The following is a 23,204-nucleotide window of genomic DNA, read 5'->3' as shown; positions in this document are numbered from 1 at the left end:
GGGCGGGGGACGGGGGGAGTTTATTCCCCGTCCCGTGCGAGCCCCTCCATCCAATCCAGGCACTTCTCGTAGGCCTCAAGACCAACAGGTATGCTGGTGTCTCTATCGAAATCATGCTCAAGCCCATAGGCAGTGAACATCTTTGCGTGAAGTGCCCGTGCGAGTGACTTGGATACTGTGTACGGCACGTCTTCGTCTCCGGTAGATGCTGCATAGAAAACTGGAGGCATGCTGGATAGTCTCGATGCCGTCAGGGCATATGGGTCTCCCGTATTTGGCTGCAGGCCAAGCATGGACTGCCAACATCCGTTCTGCCTTGCGTATACGTAGAGCAGGTACCGTTTGCTCATTGGACCAGACGTTACGGGCGCGTGTTCCACGATGTCGCCAATCGTGTCTGCCGAGATTGGCGAGTACTTCTGGTAGTGCTTTGATGGGGCAGCGAGACGTGAGTCGCACATGTCTCCGTAGCCGTAGAAGTCGATGACACCCGTTGGACGGGCCGATCCGGATTGCACTATTCGAGATGCAAGGGTCAGCGCGAGATACGCTCCCGCAGACCGCCCAAAAATGAAAGTCTGTTCAGTTCCGAGACGCGGTGCCAGGGCGTCCGTAACCCATCGCCAAAGTTCGTCGACATAGGTGCTGATGTCGCGGAGCGATGATTCGGGTGCAAGCGGATAGTCGGCAAGTGCAAGTTTGCATCCGCGTGCAAGAAAGGCGTCTACGTAGGGCCGTGGCAAGTCTTTCCGCTCCCCATAGAGGAGTCCTCCGCCATGAAAGTATAGGATTAGCGAACGAGAAAGGTCCATTTGTTGAGAGCCACTCGGGGTTTCGTCGGGCTCGTAAATCGTGATTCCGGCTCCGATGCCATTCCAAGTGAATGTCTCTTCATGTTTCATGAGAATGCTCCCGTCAGCGTACCCCTGGACGCTAATCTGCCAATGGTTTCCAGTTGGGACCAAGCAGCATAACGATTTTCTCCGTGAGAAGGACCTGCATTAAGTCGTCCGAATTATGGACGTCGATTCCGTACTCATTGCGAATGCGCTCGATGCGATAGCGGACCGTCTTTGGATGAACGAAAAGCTGGCTTGCTGCGGCACTATAGCTGCACTCGCACTTGCATAGCGTTACGAGGGTTTGGAAGCCTTCGGGGCTCTCTCGCCTGAGACGGCTGACGCGCGAATCGATATACGAGGCGAGCTTTGAGGAGTCCCCAATGTCAATCAGGAACTTCAGGAGGCCGAGGTCCTCGTATTTAACGCAGCGGTTGGCAAGCTGGTCGGCGTCGAACAATTTGTAGACGGAGAGGACTTCTGCATTCGCCTCCGGAATGTCGTAACGACCGACGTTGCTTGAAAGTAGGAGCAGGTGAGAGAAATGCGGCTGGGAATCGTCGTTGTGCATGCCGTTGAGAATGGTGGTTATCTCACGGTCATCAAACCCGATGGACCCAGACGTATGATTGCGAATAAACGAGAGGCGGTTGTTGCTCTCGAAAAAGACCGAATTGGGATACAGCCGGTGAATCCTGCGCTGGAAAGTCCTCAGCAGGTCCCGCATTCTTTCCGTCTGGGAGGGATCGGAGACCGAGACCCTCAGCAGCATCACCTGGTAGAGGGCGTGAGTGCCAATGCCAAGCTCCTCAATTGCTCCGTCTACTTCGCTGTTCGAAATGTAACGACCATGGAGGAGGTCGTGGACAAGCATATTGTTCCTGTTGTAAAGCTGCTGGTTAAGCGCCTCTTGCTTGAGAAGTTCAATCGAGAGAAGATTCACGTAGTTGTCTATCGTCATGCGCTGGAACGCTGATACATCTTCTGGCGTTGTGTGCACGACGAGATAGCAAGAGCTGATCGATTGACTGGGGATATTGACTGCCAACGCGCGTTCGGAATATGAGTCCGAATAACGGAGCGTCGCATTGTAGTAGCGGTTTGTTTGGTAGCGCTGGTAGCGAAACTCAGAAAGCTCCATCGACTCGAAATTGCATACGTTGTTCTCGGTTCCAACATGTGCCTCGTCGATCTTATTGAAGAAACTGACCTCACAACCCATTCGCTCTTTTAGCTGAGAGACAACCTCGTAGATGCTTGGCTGTTTGAGGGCAAGGCGCATGGTCTTCCGGTGGGTTTCATAGAAGCTGTCGAGGAGCTGTGCGTTGGAATCAATGACGGTACCCATGACATCCATGAGTACTGCCTCGAAGTTGACAGTTGACTTCATCTGGACAAATGGGATCGAGCGAGCTTCGCAGGCGGCGAGAGAAGGCTGGAGAAGCTCCACCGGCGTTCTGCCTGGCTTGTAAATAATCCCTGCTATGCCAATGCCTGCGACCTTGTCAAAGAACTCAAGCCGTTCGTTGGGGTCAAGGGGTATGAGCGCGAAGAGACTTGTGACAAGGACGAGGCCTGGTCTTCCCCATTTCTCGATATCGGGGCCTTCCATAACCATTGCATTCGTGACTTCACGATCAAGTCCGGAATTGCCGGCGAGAACCTCTGCTCCCTCCAAAGAAGGTAGACGCAAAACATCTCTCATTATCATTTGCCGTCTACTTTGTGGCCGAGCTGATTCCGCCATATGACCTCCCAACTAACAGTTCGATTCGTGAGTTTAACTTGCAGAATAGTCGGGGATGTTTATCAGAGCTTTTCCAATTCGGGAAAAAGAATCCGCAAAACCTTATCCGCAACAGCACAAGACCATTTCGACCACCAACGAGAAACTTGAGGCGTCACGTCAAGGGAGGTCGTGGGCTCCGGCCGGACCACAACCTCAGCATGATGAAGAACCGCTATTTCAGGGAGGTCCTCATGCTCCAAACGGTGGTCAAGAAGAATAGCTACCAGGATTCCATCAACCTGATGCTGCTTACCAACAAGATCAATTCCCTCGATGGTGTGACGAAGAGTCAGATCATGATGGGGACAGACGCAAACAAAGACATTTTCAAAAATGCGGGGCTGCTCACGCCAGAGGCAGAAGCTGCTAACCCCAGCGACATGGTTGTCGTCGTTGATTCCGAAGATCCCAGCGTTCTTGATGCGGTTCTCACGAAGACGGAGGAATTCCTTTCGGATTTGTCAGTTAAGAAGGACGAGCCTGATTTGAAGGAGGTTACCAACTGGGACGATGCCCTGAAGGCACTCCCAGATGCCAATCTAGCTCTCTTTTCCACGCCCGGAGAATACACTGCGCCCGAGATTGAGAAGGCACTCGACCGTGGGCTCAACGTGTTCTCGTTCTCGGACAACATTTCACTTGATGATGAGGTGCGTCTTAAGCGCAAGGCCCATGAGAAGGGCCTCATGCTCATGGGGCCGGACTGTGGCACCGGTGTCATCTCGTCTATTCCCATTGCATTCACGAACGTTTCGAAACCTGGCAACATTGGTATCGTGGGCGCGTCGGGAACCGGTATCCAAGAGGTCGCCGCCATCATCGACCGCCTTGGCGGCGGTCTCATCCATGCCATCGGTACCGGCGGTCGTGACCTTAGCGCCGAGGTTGGGGCCATCACGGTGAAGGATGCCATCGTGGGCCTTGAGAACCACGAGCCGACCGATGTCATCTGTGTCATCTCCAAGCCTCCCGCGCCGGAGGTTCGCGATGAGGTTGTTGATCTTCTGGAGAAGTGTACAAAGCCCGTTGTTGCCATCTTCTTAGGTGAGAAGCCCGAGCATCACCTTGGCAAGGTCTATCTCGCCCATACCCTCGAGGAGACTGCGCGCATTGCCGTTGACCTTGCGAACGGTGATCCCGTGAAGAAGAATTACCTCGAGCCTCTGGACTTTACGTGCGACAAGCCTCTTCCCGAGAACAAGACGGTCATTGGTCTCTACTCTGGCGGAACCCTGGCAAACGAAGCCGGAATGCTTGTTTCTGAGGCACTCGACTTGGGCGGTGTTGTCAAGGAGGATGGCTATATCCTTCACGCCAAGGGCTATGACGTGATTGATCTTGGTGATGACATCTATACGCAGGGCAAGCCTCACCCCATGATCGATCCCGAGGTTCGTATCAATTACATCCGAAAGTACGCTGCCATGGAGTCCACGGGGGTCATTCTCTTTGACTGCATGCTTGGCTACGGCTGTCATCCGGATATGGCAGGCGCGCTTGCTCCCGTAATCAAGGAGCAGCTCGAGAAAGCTAAGAGCGAGGGCAGGGAACTCTACTTCGTTGGCTCTGTCACCGGTACCGAGAACGATCCGCAGGACTACCAAAAGTCCTTTGAGGAGCTTCGTGAGGCCGGCGCCATTATGGAGACCTCAAACGCACGTGCTATTCGTCTGGCACTTGAGCTTAAGGGCATTCACTTTACTGAGAAGGACCGCGATGTCGTCCCGTACGAGATAAAGGATCCGTCGCCCCTGCCAAAGCCCAGCGCGCAGGTGACCGAACTGCTTGACACTACTCCGCGCATCATCAATGTTGGCGTTAAGAGCTTCAATGAGTCGTTGCGCACCTATGGGGCAGAGACGGTGCAGTTTAACTGGAAGCCTCTTGCGGGCGGCAACAAGCGCATGATTCACCTGCTCGACGAGCTGGATAAGCGCCGCGATGAGATTGATGCAGCAAATGCTCGTATGGTCGAGAGGTTCAAGAACTCTCAGCCGTTCCTCGTCGATGTGGTTCCCGCCAAGACCGTGATTCCTGAGCTCAACAGGGAGAAGAAGACGTTGCTGCACTCTGGTCCTCCCATCACCTGGGAACACATGATGGGGCCGATGAGGGGATCCTGCATCGGCGCGGCTTTGTTTGAGGGCTGGGCAAAGACTGAGGACGAGGCGCTAAAGCTCCTCGAGTCCGGCGAGGTCGAGTTTATCCCCTGTCATCACGTCCATGCCGTTGGCCCTATGGGTGGCATCACCTCGGCGAACATGGCCGTTCTCGTTGTCCGCAACATGGTTGATGATACGGTTGCGTATTGCACTATGAACGAGGGAATTGGAAAGGTTCTTCGCTTCGGCGCATATAGCCAGGAGGTCGTCGACAGGCTCCACTGGATGGCGGATGAGCTCGGCCCGGTTCTTTCCAAGGCGCTTAAGCTTAAGGAGGGCGGCATCAACCTCAGCGCCCTTATCGCGCGTGCAATTACGCAGGGAGACGAATTCCACCAGCGCAACATGGCAGCATCCCTCAACTTCCTAAAGGAAGTTGCCCCCCTCATTGTCAAGACTGATGTTCCCGAGGATGCCAAGCAGCGCGTGATTCAGTTCCTAGCCGACACTGATCAATTCTTCCTCAATGTGATGATGGCTACGGGTAAATCCATCGTCGACTACGCACGCAAGGACGAGGAGAGCTGCGTTGTCACCACGATGACTCGCAATGGATACGAGTTTGGCGTGCGCATTGGCGCCTGCGGTGACGAATGGTTCACCGCTCCGGTCAACACGCCGCGCGGGCTCTACTTCGCTGGATTTAGTGAGGAAGACGGTTGCCCGGATAATGGCGACTCTTCGATTACCGAGACCGTTGGCGTTGGTGGCATGGCGATGGTGGCGGCACCTGGCGTAACCCGATTCGTGGGCGCAGGCGGGTTTGAGGACGCACTGAACATTTCCAACGAAATGGAGCGCATCTGCGTGACTCACAACCCCAACTGGACAATTCCCACATGGGACTTCAAGGGTACGTGTCTCGGCATTGATATTCGAAAGGTTGTGGCAACGGGCATTACGCCCCTCATCAATACGGGCATCGCCCATAAGAACGCCGGTGTCGGACAGGTCGGCGCAGGTACCGTGAGGGCTCCCCTCGCATGCTTCGAGAAGGCGCTTGAAGCGTACTGTGCCAAGCTCGGTATCGAGTAACGCGTGAGCGCCGGGCTCATAGATTGGACGGGCGAGGGCACCGTCAGCGATTACGCCCTCGCCCGCATGAGAGGTCAGATCAGCGGGTCAGTGCACAGTGTGTTCTCGTCGAGTCTGAACGTGAGCCTGCCGGGCTTGCTTCTTCACCTTGGGCTTACGAGAGATGGACTTTCGGTTCTTGGGATTGCCCTGCCTGAGGAATGCCTGCATTCGCTGTTGGGATGCGCTCAAGTTGGTGGAAGAGCAACGGTTCGCGATGGTGTCCTGCGAGTGTATGGAGCAGGAGTTGTTCTTCAGGTGCACCTGGGCGCGCTACAGGTTGTCCCCTGTCGCGTCCCGTATCTGGATGTCGTTCAGAGAGGTGATCTGCTCTGCAAGCTCGAGGGGCTTTCGCTTGAAGGACGCCTAGGCTTACCGGCAGACGAAACGCTAGAGCGAGTGGCGCGAGTCCTGTCAGAAGGGGCGGATACCGACGAACTACGCCAGGCCAGTATCTCGTATCTGCTGGGTCGTGGACTCGGCCTTACTCCCTCGGGAGATGACGTGCTCGTGGGCTATGGCATCGGCCTTCTCATGGGAGGGGTTGGCAACGAATTCTGCGAGGCGATAGCCGGGGAGGACCTTGAACGCACCACTGATGTCAGTGCGGCATACCTCAGGGCGACGAGCGAAGGATATGCGAATCAAGAGTTCATCGAGCTGGCAAGCGGGTTGAAGAATGGAGCGTTGGTTGGGGGAACAATCAGGCGGCTCCTCGCGGTCGGGCACACCTCGGGAGCCGACGGACTTTGGGGTCTTGAGCTCGCGTTGAGAGCTGAGCTGGGAGGAGGTTGTTCGGCCCCCAGACGCATTTGGCACATAAGACATGTACGACAGACCATGTGAAAGGAAAGTGAGAACGATGGCAGAGAAGAAAAAGGGAGTTAGCTCGACGACGCTCATCGTCATTTCTATGGTGCTAGGAGTTGTTGTCGGATTCATTGTCGGTGAGCCGATGAACAACGTAAAGTTCATAGGCGATATCTTCTTCCATCTGGTTCAGATGGGCATCATTCCCTTCGTGATGTGCACCATTATCGAGGCAGTTGGTGCTCTTGATGCAAAGGCCCTTTCCGGCTATGGGCTGAAGGGCATCGGCTGGTTTGCCGCTTCGTCGCTTCTCGCCGCTGGCATCGGTCTCGTCCTTACAATCCTTATCCAGCCTGGCGCAGGCATTGAGGCGGCAACTGCTTCTGTCGACTATCAGTCTTCAAGTGTTACCTTCCAGGACACGATTAGCGGATTCTTCGGCTCGAATATCGTTTCTTCTATGAGCAACGGCTCGATGGTCCAGTGCATCGTTTTCGCCATCGCACTTGGCCTTGCGTGCTCAGCTTGGCGTAGGACCCATGACAACCAGTGCCTTGTCTACGACGTCTGCAGCCAGCTCTCCAAGCTCATCCTTAACATCATCCGAGCGGTTATGAAGATCGCCCCCATTGGCATCTTCTGCTACGTGAGCGCAATGATTGGCAGCCTTGGCCTTGCCGTCCTCATTCCTGTTGCAATGTATCTCGTTGTCATGGCCATTGCAGTTGCAATCATGTTCGCCATCTGGATTACCCTCGTGGCTGTCCGTTGCAAGTACAATCCCATCCGTCTTATCCAGAGGATGTGGCCCATGAGCGCCCTTGCGCTGGGCACAATCTCCTCTGCCGTAACCCTGCCGACTGCCCTCGAGGATACCAAGTCCAAGCTTGGCGCTGATCCTGAAATCGCCGACCTCCTTATGGCTCTTGGCATGCCGCTCAACTCCAACGGCGCTGCTATTCACCTTGCCGTGACGGCCCTGACGATTGCTCAGATTTATGGAGTGACCTTCAGCGGTGGCCAGCTTGTCTACGTGTGGATTGTTTCCTTCCTGCTCTCCCTGGCCAACGCAGTTTCTCCGGGCGCATCTCTGGTCTCTATGACCATGATTGTTCCTCAGCTTGGTCTGCCCATGGAGTCCATTGCCATCTTTGCTGGTCTTGAGTACCCCACCGGTGCACTTCGCACCATCCTCAATGTCGACGGCGATGTGTACACCTGCCTGATGGTCTCTGCTAGCGAGGGCAAGCTCCATCCCGAAATCTTCTACGACAAGGAGAGCTCTGAGCCTCAGGTCGAGGCATAGGAAAGTACGCGGGTCCCCGAGGAGGGAGAGCGTGTGTAACGGAGAGGTGCGACGGGGCACCGCGCCTCTCCCCTTCGATTACAAGAAGGAGTGAGCCATGGCTGCTGAAAAGTCCAAGAGAGTATCCCCGACGCTTCTCATTGTCATATCGATGGTCGCCGGCTTCATCGTGGGTCTACTTGTCGGTAACCCGATGAACAACGTTAAGTTCATAGGCGACATCTTCTTCCACCTGGTACAGATGGGCATCGTACCGTTTGTCATGTGTACCATCATCGAGGCCATCGGTGGTCTTACCGCAAAGGACCTTTCTGATATTGGAATAAAGGGCATCATTTGGTTTGCTGCGTCATCCATTCTGGCGTCTGCATTTGGTATTGCCTGCACGCTGCTATTTCAGCCGGGTGCCGGTCTAGCTGACTCTGCTCTGGTCCAGAATGCGATGACTACGGCAGAAGCATCGAGCGGAACTTGGCAGGACACCGTTTCTGGCTTCTTCGGATCCAATATCGTTGCATCGATGGGCAATGGTTCGATGGTCCAGTGCATTGTCTTTGCAATCGCTCTGGGTCTGGTCTGCTCTGGCTGGCGGCAGGCTCATGACAACAAGTGCGTGGTCTATGACTTCACTGTTCAGCTCGGGGCTCTTATTCTCAACATCATCCGAGTGGTCATGAAGGTCGCCCCCGTTGGCATTTTCTGTTACGTATCCGCGATGGTGGGATCCATGGGTGCCGAGGTCGTTATACCGCTCCTGCGGTACCTGCTCGTCCTTGGCGGTGCGGTCCTCGTGTTTATGATTCTGTGGATCGCGCTCGTGTGCGTGCGATGCAGGCTGTCCCCGGCGCGCCTGATTCGAAAGATGTGGCGTATGAGCGTAATGGCGCTCTCCACTACGTCGAGTGCCGTGACGCTTCCCATTGAGATGCAGGATGCCAAAGAACGGCTCGGCCTTCGCGAGGACATCGCAGACCTTGTGCTTCCTCTTGGCATGCCACTCAATTCCAATGGTGCCTCAATCCATCTTGCGGTGACATCGCTGACAATTGCGCAGATCTACGGGGTTACTTATGCGGGAGCAGACCTGATTGCGCTAACGGTAATTTGCACGCTTCTCTCGCTTGCAAATGCCGTTGCACCTGGTGCCGACTTGGTTTCGCTGACCATGATTGTTCCGCAACTTGGGCTGCCGCTTGATAGTATTGGCATTTTCGCTGGGCTTACTTATCCAGTGGGTGCTATACGAACGATTCTCAACGTGAATTCGGATGTGTACTGCGCCCTAATGGTTGCGGCCGACTACAGCGATGGAATTAATCGGTCTGTTTTCGATGCCGATAACTGATTATCGGCCGTTCGTTTGTGTTTCTAGATCGTAGATATTCTTGTTGGGCTCATCGGGGTGAGCCCAACAAGGGCAGTGCTCTGGAAGGGGAGAAAAGAGATGAGCTGGAACCTGCCAGTCAACCGTGTGGTGATCGCTTTAGGCGGCAACGCGCTTGGTAAAACGCCGGAAGAGCAGATGACTCGCCTGCGTGCTGCTGCCCCTACGCTACTTCGCGTGATTGAACAGGGCAACGAGATTATCATTACCCACGGGAACGGCCCTCAGATTGGGATGATTGAGAGCGCGTTCGAACTAGCCCACAAGGACAATCCGCAGAAGATTCCAGATATGGACCTGCCCGAGTGCGGAGCCATGAGCCAGGGTTACATAGGCTACCAGCTTCAGCAAGCAATTGGCGCAGCGATGCACAAGGCGTACAAGCGGTGGCACGTGGCGACAGTTGTAACTCAAATTGAGGTCGATCCCGAAGACCCGGCCTTTGAGAAGCCCACAAAACCCATCGGAGCATTCCTCTCCCATGAGGAAGCCATGACGGAGAATGCGAAACATCCAGACTGGACATTCATTGAAGACTCCGGACGCGGCTGGCGCAGGGTGGTTGCTTCCCCCGTTCCAAAGAAGATCGTCGAGAGCGAGAGCATCCTGAACCTGCTCGACAATGAGTTCATTGTTATCGCTTGTGGCGGCGGAGGAATCCCCGTTGTCAGGGACTATTCCGACAAGGGTGCATACAAGGGGGTCGCCGCAGTTATCGATAAGGATATGGGCGGCGAGTTGCTTGCTGAGGACTGCCATGCAGACAGGTTGGTATTGTTGACTGCAGTGGATCACGTTGCCATCAACTTTGGTAAGCCCAACCAGCAAGACCTTGTCGACATCTCGGTCGACGAGGCGAATCGCTACCTCGAGGAGGGGCAGTTTGGGAAAGGCTCTATGGAGCCAAAGGTTCGCGCTGCCGTTAAATTCGCGGGGAGCAGGCCAGGGCGCACTTGCATTATTGGCTCTCTTGAGAAGGCTGCAGAGGCCATGGCTGGCCTGTCTGGCACGCGCATCCACGCATAGGTTGGGCGTAAACGACTTATTCTGTGGTATCTGCTAATCAATACGGCCCGTGGGAGAAGAACTTTCACGGGCCTTCGCGGTTGCGGTGAATTTTACCCCTGCTGGTGCAGCCAGATCTCGCGGATGCCACGGAGCGTGAGGTCTGGGTCCACGGCCGAGAAGAGGTCCGTTGCCGCGCTTACGGTGCGGGCCAGGCCACCGGTTCCCACCACGGGTGCGTCTGGTATGTCCAGCTCGCGCTTAATGCGGGCCACCAGGCCCTCCGCCTGGGCGGCCGCACCCACGACGATGCCGGACTGCACGGCCGTCTCGGTTGTCTCGCCAAGGGCGTGGGCGGGCGCCTCGATGGGCACGCTGGAGAGCTTTGCGGCGCGCGAGAAGAGCGCCGCTGCCGAGAGCATAAGGCCCGGGGAGATGGCGCCGCCGCGATAGGAGCCCGCGGCATCGACGACGTCGATGTTGGTCGCCGTTCCAAAGTCCACCACGATGACCGGCGCGCCGTAGGTGCGGCGCGCGGCCACGGCGTTGGCAATGCGGTCCGCGCCCACCTGGGTGGGGTCGGGCATGTCGATGCGCATGCCGGAGTCCGTCTGGGGGGTCACGACCAGCGGCTCTGTGCCCGTGCGGTCGAGCAGGCACTTGTACCAGGCGCGCGTGAGCACGGGGACAACGCACGCAATGCCCGCGGCCGTAACGCGTGCCTGGTCCAGGCCGTCCTTGTTGAAGTACCCGTGCAGACGGGCGTCGATCATGTCCGAGGTGTCCGTGTGGCTCGTCGCCATGCGCCAGCCGTGCGCCACGCTGCCGTCCTCGTCAAAGAGGCCGAGTGTGGTCTGGGTGTTGCCAACGTCAATCGCGAGAAACATGGGCGTCCTTCCTGGCAAGAGCTGCTGGGGCGGCAGCGGGCACATCTCGGCTCACGGCGCGTTTGATCCCCGATGCCATTAGAACACACGCGGGGCCGGTCTGCTCGCGATTGCCCCGCACGCGGTGCCCCCCCGGCGCGCTACGGCCCGCCCCCGCTCGCCCTTGCTCCCGCCCCTTTCCCCTCGCCCAAAAGTGAACACGTTTTCAATGGGTGCCTTGCGACCCCTGGGGAAACGTCGCGCCGGTGGCCCACGGATTGAAAACGTGTTCACTTTTGGAGGGGCGCTGCGGCAGGATCTCGGCTTGGGGGGCCTTGCTCCCACCTGCGGGCCCCTCGTCGCGGAGTTTAGCTCCTTTTCTTAATGGCGATAAGCGCTACCTGGGCAAACGTCGGGCAAGATTAAGAAAAGGGGCTATTCTCCGCGCATGGGAAGGCGAGAAGTCCAACGCCGTGGCAGGCGCTGGGGTCCGTAGGCGAGACCCCGGTGCCGCGACGGGTACCGGAGCCCGCGCGCCGAGAAACCCAACGCCGCGGCCGCGCTCCGCCCGTGGTCAGCGATTCTCCACACACCGTCGACGCGCGATTTGCTATACTCCGAGAGCTTGACCGTCTTGGACGGAGCTATCCGCGCCAAGACATCACCACCCCTGTCCTGGTCGGAAACCAGGACCGACAAAAGGAGTCCTGCAATGAAGCAAGGAATTCATCCTAACTACGTGGAGTGCACCGTCCGCTGCACCTGCGGGAACACGTTCAAGACGCGTTCCACCAAGCCCGAGCTCGTCATCGACCTCTGCGACAAGTGCCACCCGTTCTACACCGGCCAGCAGAAGCTCGTCGACACCGGCGGTCGCGTCCAGCGCTTTGCCAACAAGTTCGGTGGCGCCGCGCAGGCCAGGCTTGATGCCGAGAAGGCCGCCAAGGCTGCCAAGGCCGCGAAGGCCGCGGAGCTCGAGGCTGCCCGCAAGGCCGCCAAGGAGGCCAAGGCTGCCGAGAAGGCCAAGCGTGCCGCTGAGTACGCCAAGAAGGCCGAGGCAGAGGCTGCCAAGGCTGCCGCCAAGGCCGCCGAGGCTCCTGCAGAGCCCGAGGCCGCTGAGGCCGCTGCCGAGGCTCCCGCAGCTGAGTAGCACTCGCTCATAGCGCAACAAAAACGGGGAGGTCGACATCGGTCGGCCTCCCCGTTGCGTTACCGCTGTCGGTGCTGGACGCGCGCTACACGAGCTTGAGCCCGGAGTCGCCGTTTGCGCCGCTGCCAGTAGGGCTGTCCTTCTCGGCCGCGTTGGCCGCCTTGCGCGCCAGCTCCTCTCGGTGCTGCATGACCGCCGCGACCTCGCCCAGGCGCTTCTTGGCTTCTGCCTCGGTCTCCTGCACGTAGGTGCAGCTGCACTCGGACACCACGGCCCCAAGTGCCTTGGTGCGGCGGGCGGCGTCGAGAAGCTGGTCCATCTGCCCGGCCGCCTTCGCGCGGGAGATGAGCGCCTGCGCGTCGGTGGGGGAGAGCTGCAGCAGGTGAGGCAGTTCGGTCTCGTCGACCTTGATCTTCTTCTCGCTTGCGTACGCGTCGAGCGCCGCTTCGTGCTCGGCCTCCTTCACGGCCTCGTTCTGGAGCATCGCGTCAAGCTGGTCTGGCCGCATGCCCATCTGTGCGAGAACCGCCTCCACCGGCTGACCGGTCGTCGCAATCTGCTGCGCAATGTCCTGGAACAGCGCGTCTTTCACCTGCGAGACCTGCGCGGCCGGTACCGACTGGCACAGGCGCTCGGCAAGTGCGTCGAGACATGCGTTGGCCTTCTGCTCCTCGGCGGAGTCCTCGCTCAGGGAGCTGAGGTATGCGCGGGTCTGCTCGCGTAGGCGCTGCTCGTTCTCGAGGCCGTCAAAGTGGCTTGCAACCCACGCGGGATTGGCAAGGTCCTTCTCGGTGCCGCCCGCCTCGCGCACCAGCGTCTGGACTGCAAGCTCGACTTCTTCGTCTGTCGTGCGAACAACGCGCACCTCAACGTCTACCGGCCCATACGAGGTAAGGGTGTAGAACGCCCTGTTCCCAATGACAAGCGGCTCGGGCTTCTGGATGGTCATGAATCCTCCTGACTGCGCGACTGACTCGTGCGCGCGGCTGACTTCTGGCCAGTATGCCCATCTTTCTAACGTCTCTACAAGAGGACGTCCCTCGGTACCAATTCCCTAGTTGATACGATCGGCTCATTCGCCTCAGCTAAAGCTTACGTTTAGCGGAGTACGGCTGGGTATAATCGTATTACAGCGAAATACGATTGGAGGAGAGCGACTATGGCAATGGAAGCAACAACAATCCGCTTCGAGCCGGAGGAGAAGTCCTGGATTCAGGCGTATGCCGACTTTGTCGGCAGGACGTTCTCTGATGTGGTGCGCGAGGCTGCTCTTGAAATGGTCGAAGACGCTGCTGACTGCCAGGCGTATGAGGACGCTCTGTCCGTAGATGATGGCATGCGCTACTCGATGGATGAAGTCAAGCGCATGGCTATGGAAGCCGAATGAGCTACGAGGTCGAGTGGTCGCGTTCCGCTGCAAAGGAGCTGCTTTCCATCGAGAAAAAACAGCGGTTAATGATTCTCAAATGGGTCGAGGACAACCTTGCAGGTTGCGAGAACCCCAAAGCAATTCCTGGATCCAAGGCGCTCCAGGGAACGAAGAATGGCTGGAGATACAGGGTTGGTAGCTACAGGATTCTGGCGACAATCAACGAGGGGAAGCTGCTCATTGAGGTTGTTCGGGTGGGGCACAGGCAGGGTGTATACAAGAACCTGCCTAAGGAACTATAGCGCGCCAACCATTTACTAGGCACTAGGGCTTCTCGGTGGATGGCCGATTGATGCGAAGCTTGACTTTTATAGGGGCGGAGTTGCCGGACAAAGCCGAGGTTTGTCAGGGTGGCCCCGCAGCGAAGACTTCTTCCCCCAATTGGGGCAAAATGAGCACGCAAGGGATGCGCCCACGGTACGGGCCCCTTGCGGAGAGGAACAAGGGGAACATGGCGGACACAACCACAACCATCCACACAGACGTCGCGATTGTCGGCGCTGGTCCGGCTGGCATCTTCACTGCGCTGGGCCTTCTCGGCAAGGGGGACACGCGCTCCATCACCATCGTCGAGAAGGGGCTGCCTGTCGAGAAGCGCAGTTGCCCCAAGGCCAAGGTGGGCCACTGCATCCACTGCCAGCCGTGCCGCATCACCACGGGCTTCTCGGGCGCCGGCGCCTTCTCGGACGGCAAGCTCTCGCTCTCGCGCGAGGTGGGCGGCGACCTGCCCGAGCTCATCGGCCATCAGTTTGCGCAGGACACCATCGACCGCGTCGACCAGATGTATCTCGACTTTGGCGCCGACCCGCACGTCGAGGGCCTCGGCCACGCCGACGAGGTTGCGGAGATTCGCCGCCGCGCCATTAGCGCGGGCCTCAAGCTCGTGGACTGCCCCATCCGCCACCTTGGCACCGAGAAGGCCCAGGAGCTCTACGCGCGCATCGAGAAGCACTTGCTTGACGCCGGCGTGAACATCCTCTTCGAGACCGAGTGCGAGGAGGTCGTGATCGAGGATGGCGTGTGCCGTGGCCTTGTGGTGCGCAACCGTGACGGCGAGACGCGCGTCGAGGCCGGCGAGACGATCGTCGCCACCGGCCGTCGTGGCGCCAGCTGGTTCGACTCCATGTGCGAGGAGCATGGCATTGGGCACGTGGCGGGACCGGTTGACGTGGGTGTGCGCGTGGAGGTGCGCAACGAGGTCATGGAGCGCGTGAACGACGTGCTCTACGAGTCAAAGCTCATCGGTTATCCCAATCCGTATAAGAACAAGGTGCGCACCTTCTGCCAGAACCCCGGCGGCTTTGTGAGCCAGGAGAACTACGACGGTGGCCTGGCAGTGGTGAACGGCCACTCGTACAAGGACCGCAAGAGCCCCAACACCAACGTGGCGGTGCTCTGCACGCTTAACTTCAAGCACCCCTTCAACCAGCCCATCGCCTACGCGCAGCGCGTGAGCGAGCTCATCAACATGCTGGGCGCGGGCCACATCCTGGTGCAGCGCTTTGGTGACATTCTCGACGGCAAGCGCACCTGGCCCAAGGAGCTCGCCCAGTCCAACGTGGTGCCCACGCTCCCCGACGCCGAGGCCGGCGACATCACCGCAGCCATGCCCATGCGCCCCATGGTCGAGATCATTGAGTTCATCAAGGCCGTCGACAAGGTCGTGCCGGGCTTTGCCTCGTACGAGACGCTGCTCTACGCGCCGGAGGTCAAGTTCTACAGCAACCGAGTCCAGATGGACGAGAACTTCGATACTAACGTCCAGCACCTCCACTGCCTGGGCGACTCCTCCGGCTGGACCCGCGGCCTCATGATGGCCTCCGTGATGGGTCTGCTCATGGGCGAGAACCTCGCCGACAGGGACAAGTAGGTGAGGCAAAGGGAGTTTCCCCTTGTCTCATTCGCCGCTGCGTAGCCACCGCCTGCCGGTGCGCTGCGCGGCGATGTTTTTCTCATCCCAAACTGTATTAAACTAACTAGTACAGTTAGGACGGATGCAAGCGTCCGAGCACCTCGCCCGTGCTGCCGTCCGTCTGTCCATCGAGGGACGGGAGGTGCCGTGATCCATATCAGCTACCAGGACCCGCGCCCCATCTACGAGCAGGTGCGCGACGCGTACCGCCAGCAGATCCTCGCGGGCGTGCTCGCACCGGGAGAGCAACTCCCCTCTGTTCGCGAGCTCTCGTCTCGCCTTGCCGTGAATCCCAACACCATCCAGCGCGCCTACCGCGAGCTTGAGCAGGAGGGCTGCATCTCCTCGGTGCGGGGCAAGGGGAGCTTCGTCGCAGACGTGTCGGGCGCCGCGGAGGCGCGCCGGCGCGAGCTTCTGGAGCAGTTCGACCAGCTTGTCCAAGAGCTCGAGTCCCTGGGCGTGACGTCCGAGGAGCTTGGGCAAAGAGTTGGGGGAGGCGAGGGGTGATGGCATCGGCCATTGAGGTAAGAAACCTGCGGAAGGTCTTCGACGGTACGCCCGCGCTCGACGGGGTGAGTCTCACCGTCCCCGCAGGCGCAGTCTACGGGCTCGTTGGGCCCAACGGCTGCGGCAAGTCAACGCTCGTCTCGCACCTGAGCGGCGTCATGCGCCCTACCTCGGGCGACGTCCTTGTCTTGGGCGAGAAGGTCTTCGAGAATCCCGGTGTCAAGGTGCGCATCGCCTGCGTCCCCAGCGAGCCCTACTTCATTGGCTCGGAGAGCGCAGACGGCATGGCGGGCTTCTACCGCGTGATGATTCCCACCTTTGACCTTTCGCGCTACTTAGGGCTGGAGAAGCACTTCGAGGTTGATCACACAAAGCCGCTCCGCAAGCTCAGCCGCGGCATGCGGGCGCAGGCGGCCATCTGGCTTGCGCTCTCCATTCGCGCGGACGTCCTGTTGCTCGACGAGCCCATGGACGGCATCGACCCTCTCGCCAGAAGGCGCATGTGGCGCCTGGTGCTCGAAGAGGTAGCCGAGCGCGGCCTCACGGTGCTCGTGACCAGCCACAACCTGCGCGAGCTCGAGGGCGTTTGCGACCACCTGGGCATCATGGCCAAGGGCACAATGCGCGAGGAGGTCGACCTCTCCCAGCCCTCGGATGGCGTCGCAAAGGTGCAGGTGGTCCTGCCCGAGGGCATGGTCCCGCCCGTTGGCCTCAACGTTATCCGGCAATCCAATGAGGGTCGTGTGCTCACGCTGCTCGTGCGCGGGAGTGCGGGCGAGGTGCGAGAGGCGCTCGCCGCTCTGCACCCGTCCTACCTCGAGGTCCTGCCGCTCTCGCTTGAGGAGAGGTTCATCTGCGAGCTTGGAGGCGATGACGATGGCATCATGTGAGATGCAGGAGGGGCGCCGCGCTCCCTTGCCGGCGTTCGGGCTCTTTCTCGACACCTGCCAGCGGTACGCGTACCTGGGGGTGGGCTACCTTATCGTCTGGCTCTTCTGGCTTGTCCCGCTGGCGCTGAGAATCGCCGGGCCAACCCCGCCCGCAGACCCCGCGCATGAGCTTGCACAATCTGGCATGGCTGTCGTGGTGCTTTCTGCGGCCGTCTCGTTTGTTGCGGTCAGCGGCGCATTCTCGTGGATCTACGATCGCAAGGCAATACAGCTCTACGGCCTGCTCCCGCTTCGGAGGGGGACCATCTTCCTGGCGCTTATCCTGGCGGGCGTGGTTCCGCTTCTGATTGCCGTGGGCATCTCCGGCTTTGTCTTTGCCGCGGTTCTCGGGTTTGGACAGGACGCGGCAGCGATTCTTCCCTGGATGGCGGGGCACGCCCTGCTCGTTGTGGCCTTCGGCGGCATCTCTGCCCTGTGCGTGCAGCTGGTCGGGAGGACCGTCTTTGCCCTGCTGTGCTATCTGCTCGTCAACTTCTACGCGTTTGCTGCGCGACAGTTTGCGGAGGCCCTCTACAGTCTCGTAGCACCGTCGGTGTCGTTTGCGTCTGTCGAGGCGCTCGATTGGGCAAGCCCGCTCATACGCCTTGTGCAGCTCGTCTCCTCCTGGGCGACTACCTTTCCCTTCCCCGTTTCCAATCTTGAAGCTGCCCTGACGCAAGTCCTTGTCATCTATGCAATCGTAGGCCTTGCTTGCACGGCGCTGGCGATGCTGGCCTTTTCCCGCCGCAACCTCGAGCGGGCCGGAGACGCCTACGTGAGCCCCGCCGTGCGAACCGTGGTGAACGCGTTTGTCAGCGCCCTTGTTGGGTTTGCTGCCACGGACCTTGTGCTGGCGACGTTGCTCTCGAACCGCCATGAAATCCCTGCACAGATGGCCGCGATGCTCTATGGCGTCTCTCCCCAGCTGGCATGTGTCTTGCCGGTGGTCTTCTCGGCGCTGACCTTTGCGATTGTCGAGGCCATCATGGGCCACGGCGTCAAGGCCCTGCGCAAACGCGTCCCGGCGCTTGTGGCAACAACAGGTGTCGCGCTTGTGGCGAGCATTGTCTGTGTGGGCCTCGCTGCGGATGCTGCGGCCTACGTGCCCAACCCCGTAGACGTCCAACGCGCAGCCGTCTCCTGCGTCTCCGTACCCTTCGAAGACGAGAAGGGCGTGGAGCGCGTGACCCAGCTGCACAGCACACTGATGGGCTCCCCCTGCTCCGGCGACGAGCCAGTGCCATCAAACATCTACTCAGAGATGATTTCGTACCAGATGAAGGACGGTACCAGTATTTCTCGCCAGTACGCCATTCCCCTCAACAGTGACGGCGAGCCAAGCGCTGGCAGTAAGGCTGCTCAGGCACTCATGGATTTCGCCCGCGACCCTGCAACCGAGGAGGCGCTCCGCTCCCAGGTTGACGCGGTCCTTCTCGACGCAGACCTGTCGTCTGTGACGATTGCCTATGAGGAATACGCGCCAGATTCCCAGGAGGACGCTCCCTGGCGCAGCGAGGAGATCTTGCCTGCGGACTACGCTGCCCTCCGCAATGCGCTCAACCAGGACATTGACGAGCATGGTGCGGCATGCGCGATGCCGTTGTATCAGCTGACGACCAGCTTGTATGACTCCGCCGGCACGTATCAGTATTCGACAACCACGAGCAACTCTTTGGGGGCAACGGTGGATACCCCGTACCTTGCGAGTGTGAGCCTCTCCTCAACGACGCCCGACGAGGACTCTGCGGATACGACCATCTACCTCAGCGAGGGCGCTACGCCCCATACCGTTGCCTGGCTGCGCTCCCGCTACGGCTACGAGTTCGTCGAGCGATGAGACAAAGGGACTGCCCCTTTGTCTCATGTGCGCCGCGCGTGTGGGGAGAGCCCGCCTGAATCGAAACACCCCTGCGGTGGTAGACTTTGCAATGCTGACTAATCATGCCGCGTCACCGCACGTCCGCCGTGCGCCGCGGCCCACCTGCAAGGAGAACTGCCATGCGCGACAAGCTCGAGAAGATCATTGCCGCGTACGAGGAGCTGGAGCAGAAGATGGTCGACCCGGCCGTCGTCTCCGACCCCAAGGAGTACGCGCGCATCGCAAAGGAACACGCCGACCAGGCTGCCCTCGTGGCCAAGGCCCGCGAGTACCTCCAGGCCCTCGATGACATCGAGGCCGCAAAGGAGATGCTCCACGAGGCGTCCGACGCCGAGGAGAAGGAGATGCTCCAGGCGGACATCTCCGAGAACGAGTCCAAGCTTCCCGCCCTCGAGGAAGACGTCAAGTACATGCTCATCCCCGGTGACCCCAATGACGAGAAGGACACCATCGTCGAGATTCGCGCGGGCGTGGGCGGTGACGAGGCGGCCATCTTTGCCGGCGACCTCTTTAACATGTACCAGCGCTTTGCTCAGTCTCGCGGTTGGAAGACTGAGGTTCTCGACGCCAGCCCCGGCGAGGCAGGCGGCTTCAAGACCATCGAGTTCAAGGTTACGGGCGAGAAGGTCTACTCCGTCATGAAGTACGAGAGTGGCGTCCACCGCGTCCAGCGCGTGCCCAAGACCGAGAGTCAAGGCCGCATCCAGACCTCCACGGCCACCGTCGCGGTGCTGCCCGAGGCTGACGAGATCGACATCGAGATTAAGCCCGAGGACCTGCGCATCGACACGTACTGCTCCTCCGGCCCCGGCGGCCAGGGCGTCAACACGACGTACTCGGCCGTGCGCATCACGCACATCCCCACCAACACGGTGGTGCAGTCGCAGGAGCAGCGCTCCCAGATCCAGAACCGCGAGGTCTGCATGCAGATGCTGCGCGCCCGCCTCTACGAGGCCGAGCTCGAGAAGCAGCAGGCAGAGCAGGGTGCCGAGCGCCTCTCGCAGATCGGCCACGGCAACCGCTCCGAGAAGATCCGCACGTACAACCAGCCGCAGGACCGCGTCACGGACCACCGCATTGGCTTCAACTCCACGTACAACGGCGTGCTTCTCGGTGACCAGCTAGGCACCGTGATTGATGCCCTTGCTGCGGCTGACCGCGCCGAGAAGCTCGCGCAGGCGGTGTAAGGCGGAGGCTCCCACTCCCTCTGAAGTTTCGTATCAAAGAGCATCAACTTGCGTGCCAGCTGGACCGAGTCTGCTGGCGCGCTTTGTGTGTGGGGCGCATGCCCAGCACGGCCAGCAAGACCCTGTCTTTGGTCGTGTGCCTTCGCGGACAGCAGCCGGTGGGAACCTGAGCGGATAACATTGTTGCGTCCTGCTGCTCTGCCCAAAATTTGCGGTTGCCGGTCGTTTTTCAGGGTTTCGCCTAGTATCACCCCGCTAGTGCCATTTCCCTACCTGCGGTTCCGCAAAAAGTTAGAGCTATCGTACTCGGCGATTCGCCAAAAATGGACCGGCAACCGCAAATTCTGTGCACGCGCATCCTCCGTAGGCGGCAAGAGGGGTCCCCGTCTGGCCCTTTTCCTTCGTTGCGCTATGATTCGGGGACTTAACACGCGATCAGGGAGGAAGAGTGTCCCAAACTGGACAGGAGACCTGGACCGTCAAGCGCATGCTTGAGTGGACGCGCGGGTACCTCGAGCGCAAGGGCGACGAGCACCCGCGTCTCTCTGCGGAGTGGCTGATAAGCGACGTCACAGGGCTCTCTCGCGTTCAGATCTACATGAACTTCGACAAGCCGCTCACCCCGGCCGAGCTCGATGCCATGCACGATGCCGTGGTTCGACGGGGCCGCGGAGAGCCCCTGCAGTACGTGACCGGCGAGATGCCCTTCCGCCACATCGTGCTGCACTGCGAGCGCGGCGTGCTTATCCCGCGTCCCGAGACTGAGGTCCTCGTCGATGCCGCTCTCGAGGGGGTGGATGCTGCCCCGGTAACCTTCCCGGCAATTCTTGGGGAGGTCCCCGAGTCGACCAAGAACAAGGCCGTGGGCGAGGATGTCAAGGGCGCCTCGCCTTCGGGCGGCGCATCTTTCGAGAAAAGTGCCTCCGCCGAGTCGGACGCCGAGCCGGCAGAACCCACCGACCCGGCAGAACCCACCGACCCGGCCGAACCCGCCGACCCGGCAGAATCCGCCGAGCCGGCAGAACCCGCAGAACCCCCAGTGCTGGTGGAACCCGGTTGCCGCGTGCTGGAGATTGGCACCGGTACCGGCTGCATCGCGCTCTCCATCGCGAGCGAGCGCCCCGGTACCCGCGTGGTGGCAACGGACCTCTCGTCCCAGGCCGTGGCGCTTGCAACGCGCAACCGCGATGCCCTGGGTCTCGAGAATGCGGTCACCGTGGTCGAGAGCGATCTGGCCTCCGCTGTGGACCCGGACCTCATGGGCACCTTCTCGGTGCTGGTCTCGAACCCGCCGTACATCCCCTCTGCCGTGGTGCCCACGCTTCCGCAGGAGGTCATCGGCTACGAGCCGGGTCTTGCGCTCGACGGTGGCGAGGACGGCCTGGACGTCTTCCGGCGCATCCTCGAGCTGGCGCCGCAGGCGCTGGCGCCAGGCGGCATGCTCTGCTGTGAGCTCTTCGAGGACAACGTGGGAACCGCTGCCGAGCTTGTGCGCGCCCAGGGCGGCTGGGCTAGCGCCGAGGTGCGAGAAGACCTCACGCACCGTCCTCGCGTCCTTGTCGCCATGCGCGAGGGGTAGGATGTCGACCTGCGGGGGGGGTAAAGCCGACGCCCGCCCAGACATCGCGGTGGCCTGCCGCGCGCCGGTCATTCCGGCGCAAGCCACGTCAAACAGGAGGAGAAACCATGGGTCGTGTGATGCAGGCAAGCCAGGACAACCCCTCGGCGGAGGCGCTTGACGCCGCGGCCGAGATCCTCAAGAACGGTGGCGTGATTGTCTCGCCCACGGATTCCGTCTACGGCCTCGTGTGCGCGGCGACGACAGGCAACCCTGCCCACCAGCGCATATTTGCCATCAAGAACCGTCCCGCCACCCAGACGCTCCCCTTGTTCGTGGCAGACCCCGAGGACCTTCTGCGCTTCGCGGCAACCATTCCCTCCTGGGCCTTCGCCCTCGCCCATGCCTACTGGCCGGGCGCGCTCACCCTGGTGGTCACCGCCACGGATGCCCTTCCTGCGGAGTACCTTGCGCCAACCGGCACCGTTGCGCTCCGCTGCCCCAACTCCCAGCTTGTGCGCGAGCTGGCCCGCCGCGTGGGACCCCTTGCCCAGACCAGCGCAAACACGCACGGCGAGCCGTCGGCAACCTCCGGCGCCTCGATCGAGCCCCAGATAGTCGACGCCGTAGACCTCACCCTTGACGGCGGCCCTGCGCCCATCGCGGTGGCGTCCACCATCGTGGACTGCACGGGGTCCGTCCCCCGCGTCCTTCGCGAGGGCGCGATTGCCGAGAAGGACGTCATGCGCGTTGCGGAGGTCTAGGCCTTCTCGGCGCTAAATCCCTCTCTCCGGCAGCCAAAGAAGTGGCCGTTTTCGCAACGTTTCGCAAAGGCGTGTTTCGCATGGACGAATGGTTGCCGCGCAGCGCGTCCCCTCGCGCTATCCTCTAGACAGGGTGTCCCGCGCGGGCGTCCACGCAGAGCAGAGAGGAGCCTCCATGCGCGTTGCCATTGCCTCTGACCACGCTGGCTTCGATCAGAAGGGGCCCATCGTGCGGCACCTCCGCGAGGAGGGCTACGACGTCATCGACCTTGGCCCAAGATCGGGCGAGCGCTGCGACTACCCGGACTTTGGCGACAAGGTCGGCCGCTATGTCGCCTCCGGAAAGGCCGAGCGCGGCGTTGTCATCTGCGGCACCGGTCTTGGCATCTCGATGACGGCCGACAAGGTCCCCGGCATCCGCGCCACGCCGGTCCAGACGGTCCAGTTCGCCCAGCTTGCTCGCGAGCACAACAATGCCAACGTCATAGGCCTCTCGGGCCGCTTCGTCTCGCTCGAGACAAACGAGCAGATCGTCGACACCTTCCTCACCACCGAGTTCGCCGGCGGACGTCATGCCGCCCGCGTCGAGAAGATCATGCGCGAGGACGATCCGGCGTTCACCGGCGTCCCCGAGGAGTTCGGCCTGTAGCACGC

The 23,204-nt window shown here is 60.2% G+C and carries 20 protein-coding genes; 16 read left to right on the top strand and 4 right to left on the bottom strand.

All coding sequences use genetic code 11. The annotated features are described in order from the left end of the window. Window positions 1–20: 20 nt before the first annotated feature. The gene (locus BT122_RS08705) at window positions 21–902 is read right to left on the bottom strand and encodes an alpha/beta hydrolase (RefSeq protein WP_072355549.1); all 882 of its coding nucleotides are present in this window, start codon (window positions 900–902) and stop codon (window positions 21–23) included. Window positions 903–933: 31 nt separating this feature from the next. Next, a complete protein-coding gene (locus BT122_RS08700) occupies window positions 934–2,586 on the bottom strand; it encodes a PucR family transcriptional regulator (RefSeq protein ID WP_072355548.1) in 1,653 nt (550 codons plus the stop codon). Between the two features lie 233 nt (window positions 2,587–2,819). Here BT122_RS08700 and BT122_RS08695 point away from each other — a divergent pair, with 233 nt between their 5' ends. From BT122_RS08695 to arcC, 5 genes are all read left to right on the top strand, one after another. Next, window positions 2,820–5,825, top strand: coding sequence for a bifunctional FdrA/YlbE family protein (locus BT122_RS08695; protein ID WP_072355599.1), 3,006 nt, complete (start codon window positions 2,820–2,822; stop codon window positions 5,823–5,825). 66 nt (window positions 5,826–5,891) lie between these two features. Then, a complete protein-coding gene (locus BT122_RS11290; protein WP_353612549.1) occupies window positions 5,892–6,710 on the top strand; it encodes an oxamate carbamoyltransferase subunit AllH family protein in 819 nt (272 codons plus the stop codon). Window positions 6,711–6,726: 16 nt separating this feature from the next. Next, window positions 6,727–7,980: a dicarboxylate/amino acid:cation symporter gene (locus tag BT122_RS08685; protein WP_072355546.1), complete on the top strand. Its 1,254-nt coding sequence runs from the start codon at window positions 6,727–6,729 to the stop codon at window positions 7,978–7,980. Window positions 7,981–8,077: 97 nt separating this feature from the next. Continuing rightward, window positions 8,078–9,325: a dicarboxylate/amino acid:cation symporter gene (locus tag BT122_RS08680; RefSeq protein WP_072355545.1), complete on the top strand. Its 1,248-nt coding sequence runs from the start codon at window positions 8,078–8,080 to the stop codon at window positions 9,323–9,325. 99 nt (window positions 9,326–9,424) lie between these two features. Beyond that, the gene (gene arcC, locus BT122_RS08675) at window positions 9,425–10,390 is read left to right on the top strand and encodes a carbamate kinase (protein WP_072355544.1); all 966 of its coding nucleotides are present in this window, start codon (window positions 9,425–9,427) and stop codon (window positions 10,388–10,390) included. A 92-nt stretch (window positions 10,391–10,482) separates the two neighbouring features. Here arcC and BT122_RS08670 read toward each other — a convergent pair whose 3' ends face one another. Beyond that, window positions 10,483–11,256 (bottom strand): type III pantothenate kinase, encoded by a 774-nt coding sequence (locus BT122_RS08670; RefSeq protein ID WP_072355543.1) that lies wholly within the window; start codon window positions 11,254–11,256, stop codon window positions 10,483–10,485. A gap of 691 nt (window positions 11,257–11,947) precedes the next feature. Between BT122_RS08670 and rpmE the strand changes: the two genes are divergently transcribed. Then, window positions 11,948–12,385 carry a 50S ribosomal protein L31 gene (rpmE, locus tag BT122_RS08665; protein ID WP_072355542.1) on the top strand — a complete coding sequence of 146 codons (438 nt, stop codon included), beginning with the start codon at window positions 11,948–11,950 and terminating at the stop codon, window positions 12,383–12,385. An 85-nt stretch (window positions 12,386–12,470) separates the two neighbouring features. Here the strand turns inward: rpmE and BT122_RS08660 are convergent, their stop codons facing one another. Beyond that, complete coding sequence (locus BT122_RS08660; RefSeq protein ID WP_072355541.1) at window positions 12,471–13,334, bottom strand: trigger factor; 864 nt, start codon at window positions 13,332–13,334, stop codon at window positions 12,471–12,473. A gap of 216 nt (window positions 13,335–13,550) precedes the next feature. Here BT122_RS08660 and relB point away from each other — a divergent pair, with 216 nt between their 5' ends. The 10 genes from relB (at window position 13,551) to rpiB (ending at window position 23,199) form a co-directional block, all read left to right on the top strand. Continuing rightward, entirely contained in the window at window positions 13,551–13,772 is a 222-nt protein-coding gene (relB, locus tag BT122_RS08655) for a type II toxin-antitoxin system RelB family antitoxin (RefSeq protein ID WP_286130351.1), read from the top strand. Continuing rightward, window positions 13,769–14,056, top strand: coding sequence for a type II toxin-antitoxin system RelE family toxin (locus tag BT122_RS08650; protein ID WP_072355539.1), 288 nt, complete (start codon window positions 13,769–13,771; stop codon window positions 14,054–14,056). Before relB ends, BT122_RS08650 begins: the two co-directional genes overlap by 4 nt. A 209-nt stretch (window positions 14,057–14,265) precedes the next feature. Further along, window positions 14,266–15,684 carry an NAD(P)/FAD-dependent oxidoreductase gene (locus tag BT122_RS08645; RefSeq protein ID WP_072355538.1) on the top strand — a complete coding sequence of 473 codons (1,419 nt, stop codon included), beginning with the start codon at window positions 14,266–14,268 and terminating at the stop codon, window positions 15,682–15,684. A gap of 189 nt (window positions 15,685–15,873) precedes the next feature. Further along, window positions 15,874–16,233 carry a GntR family transcriptional regulator gene (locus BT122_RS08640; protein ID WP_072355537.1) on the top strand — a complete coding sequence of 120 codons (360 nt, stop codon included), beginning with the start codon at window positions 15,874–15,876 and terminating at the stop codon, window positions 16,231–16,233. Further along, entirely contained in the window at window positions 16,233–17,123 is an 891-nt protein-coding gene (locus BT122_RS08635; protein ID WP_072355536.1) for an ABC transporter ATP-binding protein, read from the top strand. Before BT122_RS08640 ends, BT122_RS08635 begins: the two co-directional genes overlap by 1 nt. Then, window positions 17,110–18,999, top strand: coding sequence for an ABC transporter permease (locus BT122_RS08630; RefSeq protein WP_143190025.1), 1,890 nt, complete (start codon window positions 17,110–17,112; stop codon window positions 18,997–18,999). The genes BT122_RS08635 and BT122_RS08630 overlap by 14 nt, the downstream gene beginning before the upstream one ends. A gap of 161 nt (window positions 19,000–19,160) precedes the next feature. Continuing rightward, window positions 19,161–20,228, top strand: coding sequence for a peptide chain release factor 1 (gene prfA / locus BT122_RS08625; RefSeq protein WP_072355534.1), 1,068 nt, complete (start codon window positions 19,161–19,163; stop codon window positions 20,226–20,228). Between the two features lie 448 nt (window positions 20,229–20,676). Further along, complete coding sequence (locus tag BT122_RS08620) at window positions 20,677–21,807, top strand: N5-glutamine methyltransferase family protein (protein WP_286130350.1); 1,131 nt, start codon at window positions 20,677–20,679, stop codon at window positions 21,805–21,807. A 107-nt stretch (window positions 21,808–21,914) separates the two neighbouring features. Continuing rightward, window positions 21,915–22,550, top strand: coding sequence for an L-threonylcarbamoyladenylate synthase (locus BT122_RS08615; RefSeq protein WP_072355533.1), 636 nt, complete (start codon window positions 21,915–21,917; stop codon window positions 22,548–22,550). Window positions 22,551–22,725: 175 nt separating this feature from the next. Continuing rightward, the gene (gene rpiB / locus BT122_RS08610; RefSeq protein WP_072355532.1) at window positions 22,726–23,199 is read left to right on the top strand and encodes a ribose 5-phosphate isomerase B; all 474 of its coding nucleotides are present in this window, start codon (window positions 22,726–22,728) and stop codon (window positions 23,197–23,199) included. Window positions 23,200–23,204: the final 5 nt, after the last annotated feature.

Source organism: Olsenella sp. kh2p3 (assembly GCA_900119625.1).
GTDB lineage: Bacteria > Actinomycetota > Coriobacteriia > Coriobacteriales > Atopobiaceae > Tractidigestivibacter.
This window is presented reverse-complemented; position numbering and strand designations above follow the sequence as displayed.

Bases quoted from the DNA above. Each gene is read 5' to 3' on its own strand.
- BT122_RS08705 (WP_072355549.1), bottom strand. From the start codon at position 902: ATGAAACATGAAGAGACATTCACTTGGAATGGCATCGGAGCCGGAATC.
- BT122_RS08700 (WP_072355548.1), bottom strand. From the start codon at position 2,586: ATGGCGGAATCAGCTCGGCCACAAAGTAGACGGCAAATGATAATGAGA.
- BT122_RS08695 (WP_072355599.1), top strand. From the start codon at position 2,820: ATGCTCCAAACGGTGGTCAAGAAGAATAGCTACCAGGATTCCATCAAC.
- BT122_RS11290 (WP_353612549.1), top strand. From the start codon at position 5,892: ATGAGAGGTCAGATCAGCGGGTCAGTGCACAGTGTGTTCTCGTCGAGT.
- BT122_RS08685 (WP_072355546.1), top strand. From the start codon at position 6,727: ATGGCAGAGAAGAAAAAGGGAGTTAGCTCGACGACGCTCATCGTCATT.
- BT122_RS08680 (WP_072355545.1), top strand. From the start codon at position 8,078: ATGGCTGCTGAAAAGTCCAAGAGAGTATCCCCGACGCTTCTCATTGTC.
- arcC (WP_072355544.1), top strand. From the start codon at position 9,425: ATGAGCTGGAACCTGCCAGTCAACCGTGTGGTGATCGCTTTAGGCGGC.
- BT122_RS08670 (WP_072355543.1), bottom strand. From the start codon at position 11,256: ATGTTTCTCGCGATTGACGTTGGCAACACCCAGACCACACTCGGCCTC.
- rpmE (WP_072355542.1), top strand. From the start codon at position 11,948: ATGAAGCAAGGAATTCATCCTAACTACGTGGAGTGCACCGTCCGCTGC.
- BT122_RS08660 (WP_072355541.1), bottom strand. From the start codon at position 13,334: ATGACCATCCAGAAGCCCGAGCCGCTTGTCATTGGGAACAGGGCGTTC.
- relB (WP_286130351.1), top strand. From the start codon at position 13,551: ATGGAAGCAACAACAATCCGCTTCGAGCCGGAGGAGAAGTCCTGGATT.
- BT122_RS08650 (WP_072355539.1), top strand. From the start codon at position 13,769: ATGAGCTACGAGGTCGAGTGGTCGCGTTCCGCTGCAAAGGAGCTGCTT.
- BT122_RS08645 (WP_072355538.1), top strand. From the start codon at position 14,266: ATGGCGGACACAACCACAACCATCCACACAGACGTCGCGATTGTCGGC.
- BT122_RS08635 (WP_072355536.1), top strand. From the start codon at position 16,233: ATGGCATCGGCCATTGAGGTAAGAAACCTGCGGAAGGTCTTCGACGGT.
- BT122_RS08630 (WP_143190025.1), top strand. From the start codon at position 17,110: ATGGCATCATGTGAGATGCAGGAGGGGCGCCGCGCTCCCTTGCCGGCG.
- prfA (WP_072355534.1), top strand. From the start codon at position 19,161: ATGCGCGACAAGCTCGAGAAGATCATTGCCGCGTACGAGGAGCTGGAG.
- BT122_RS08615 (WP_072355533.1), top strand. From the start codon at position 21,915: ATGGGTCGTGTGATGCAGGCAAGCCAGGACAACCCCTCGGCGGAGGCG.
- rpiB (WP_072355532.1), top strand. From the start codon at position 22,726: ATGCGCGTTGCCATTGCCTCTGACCACGCTGGCTTCGATCAGAAGGGG.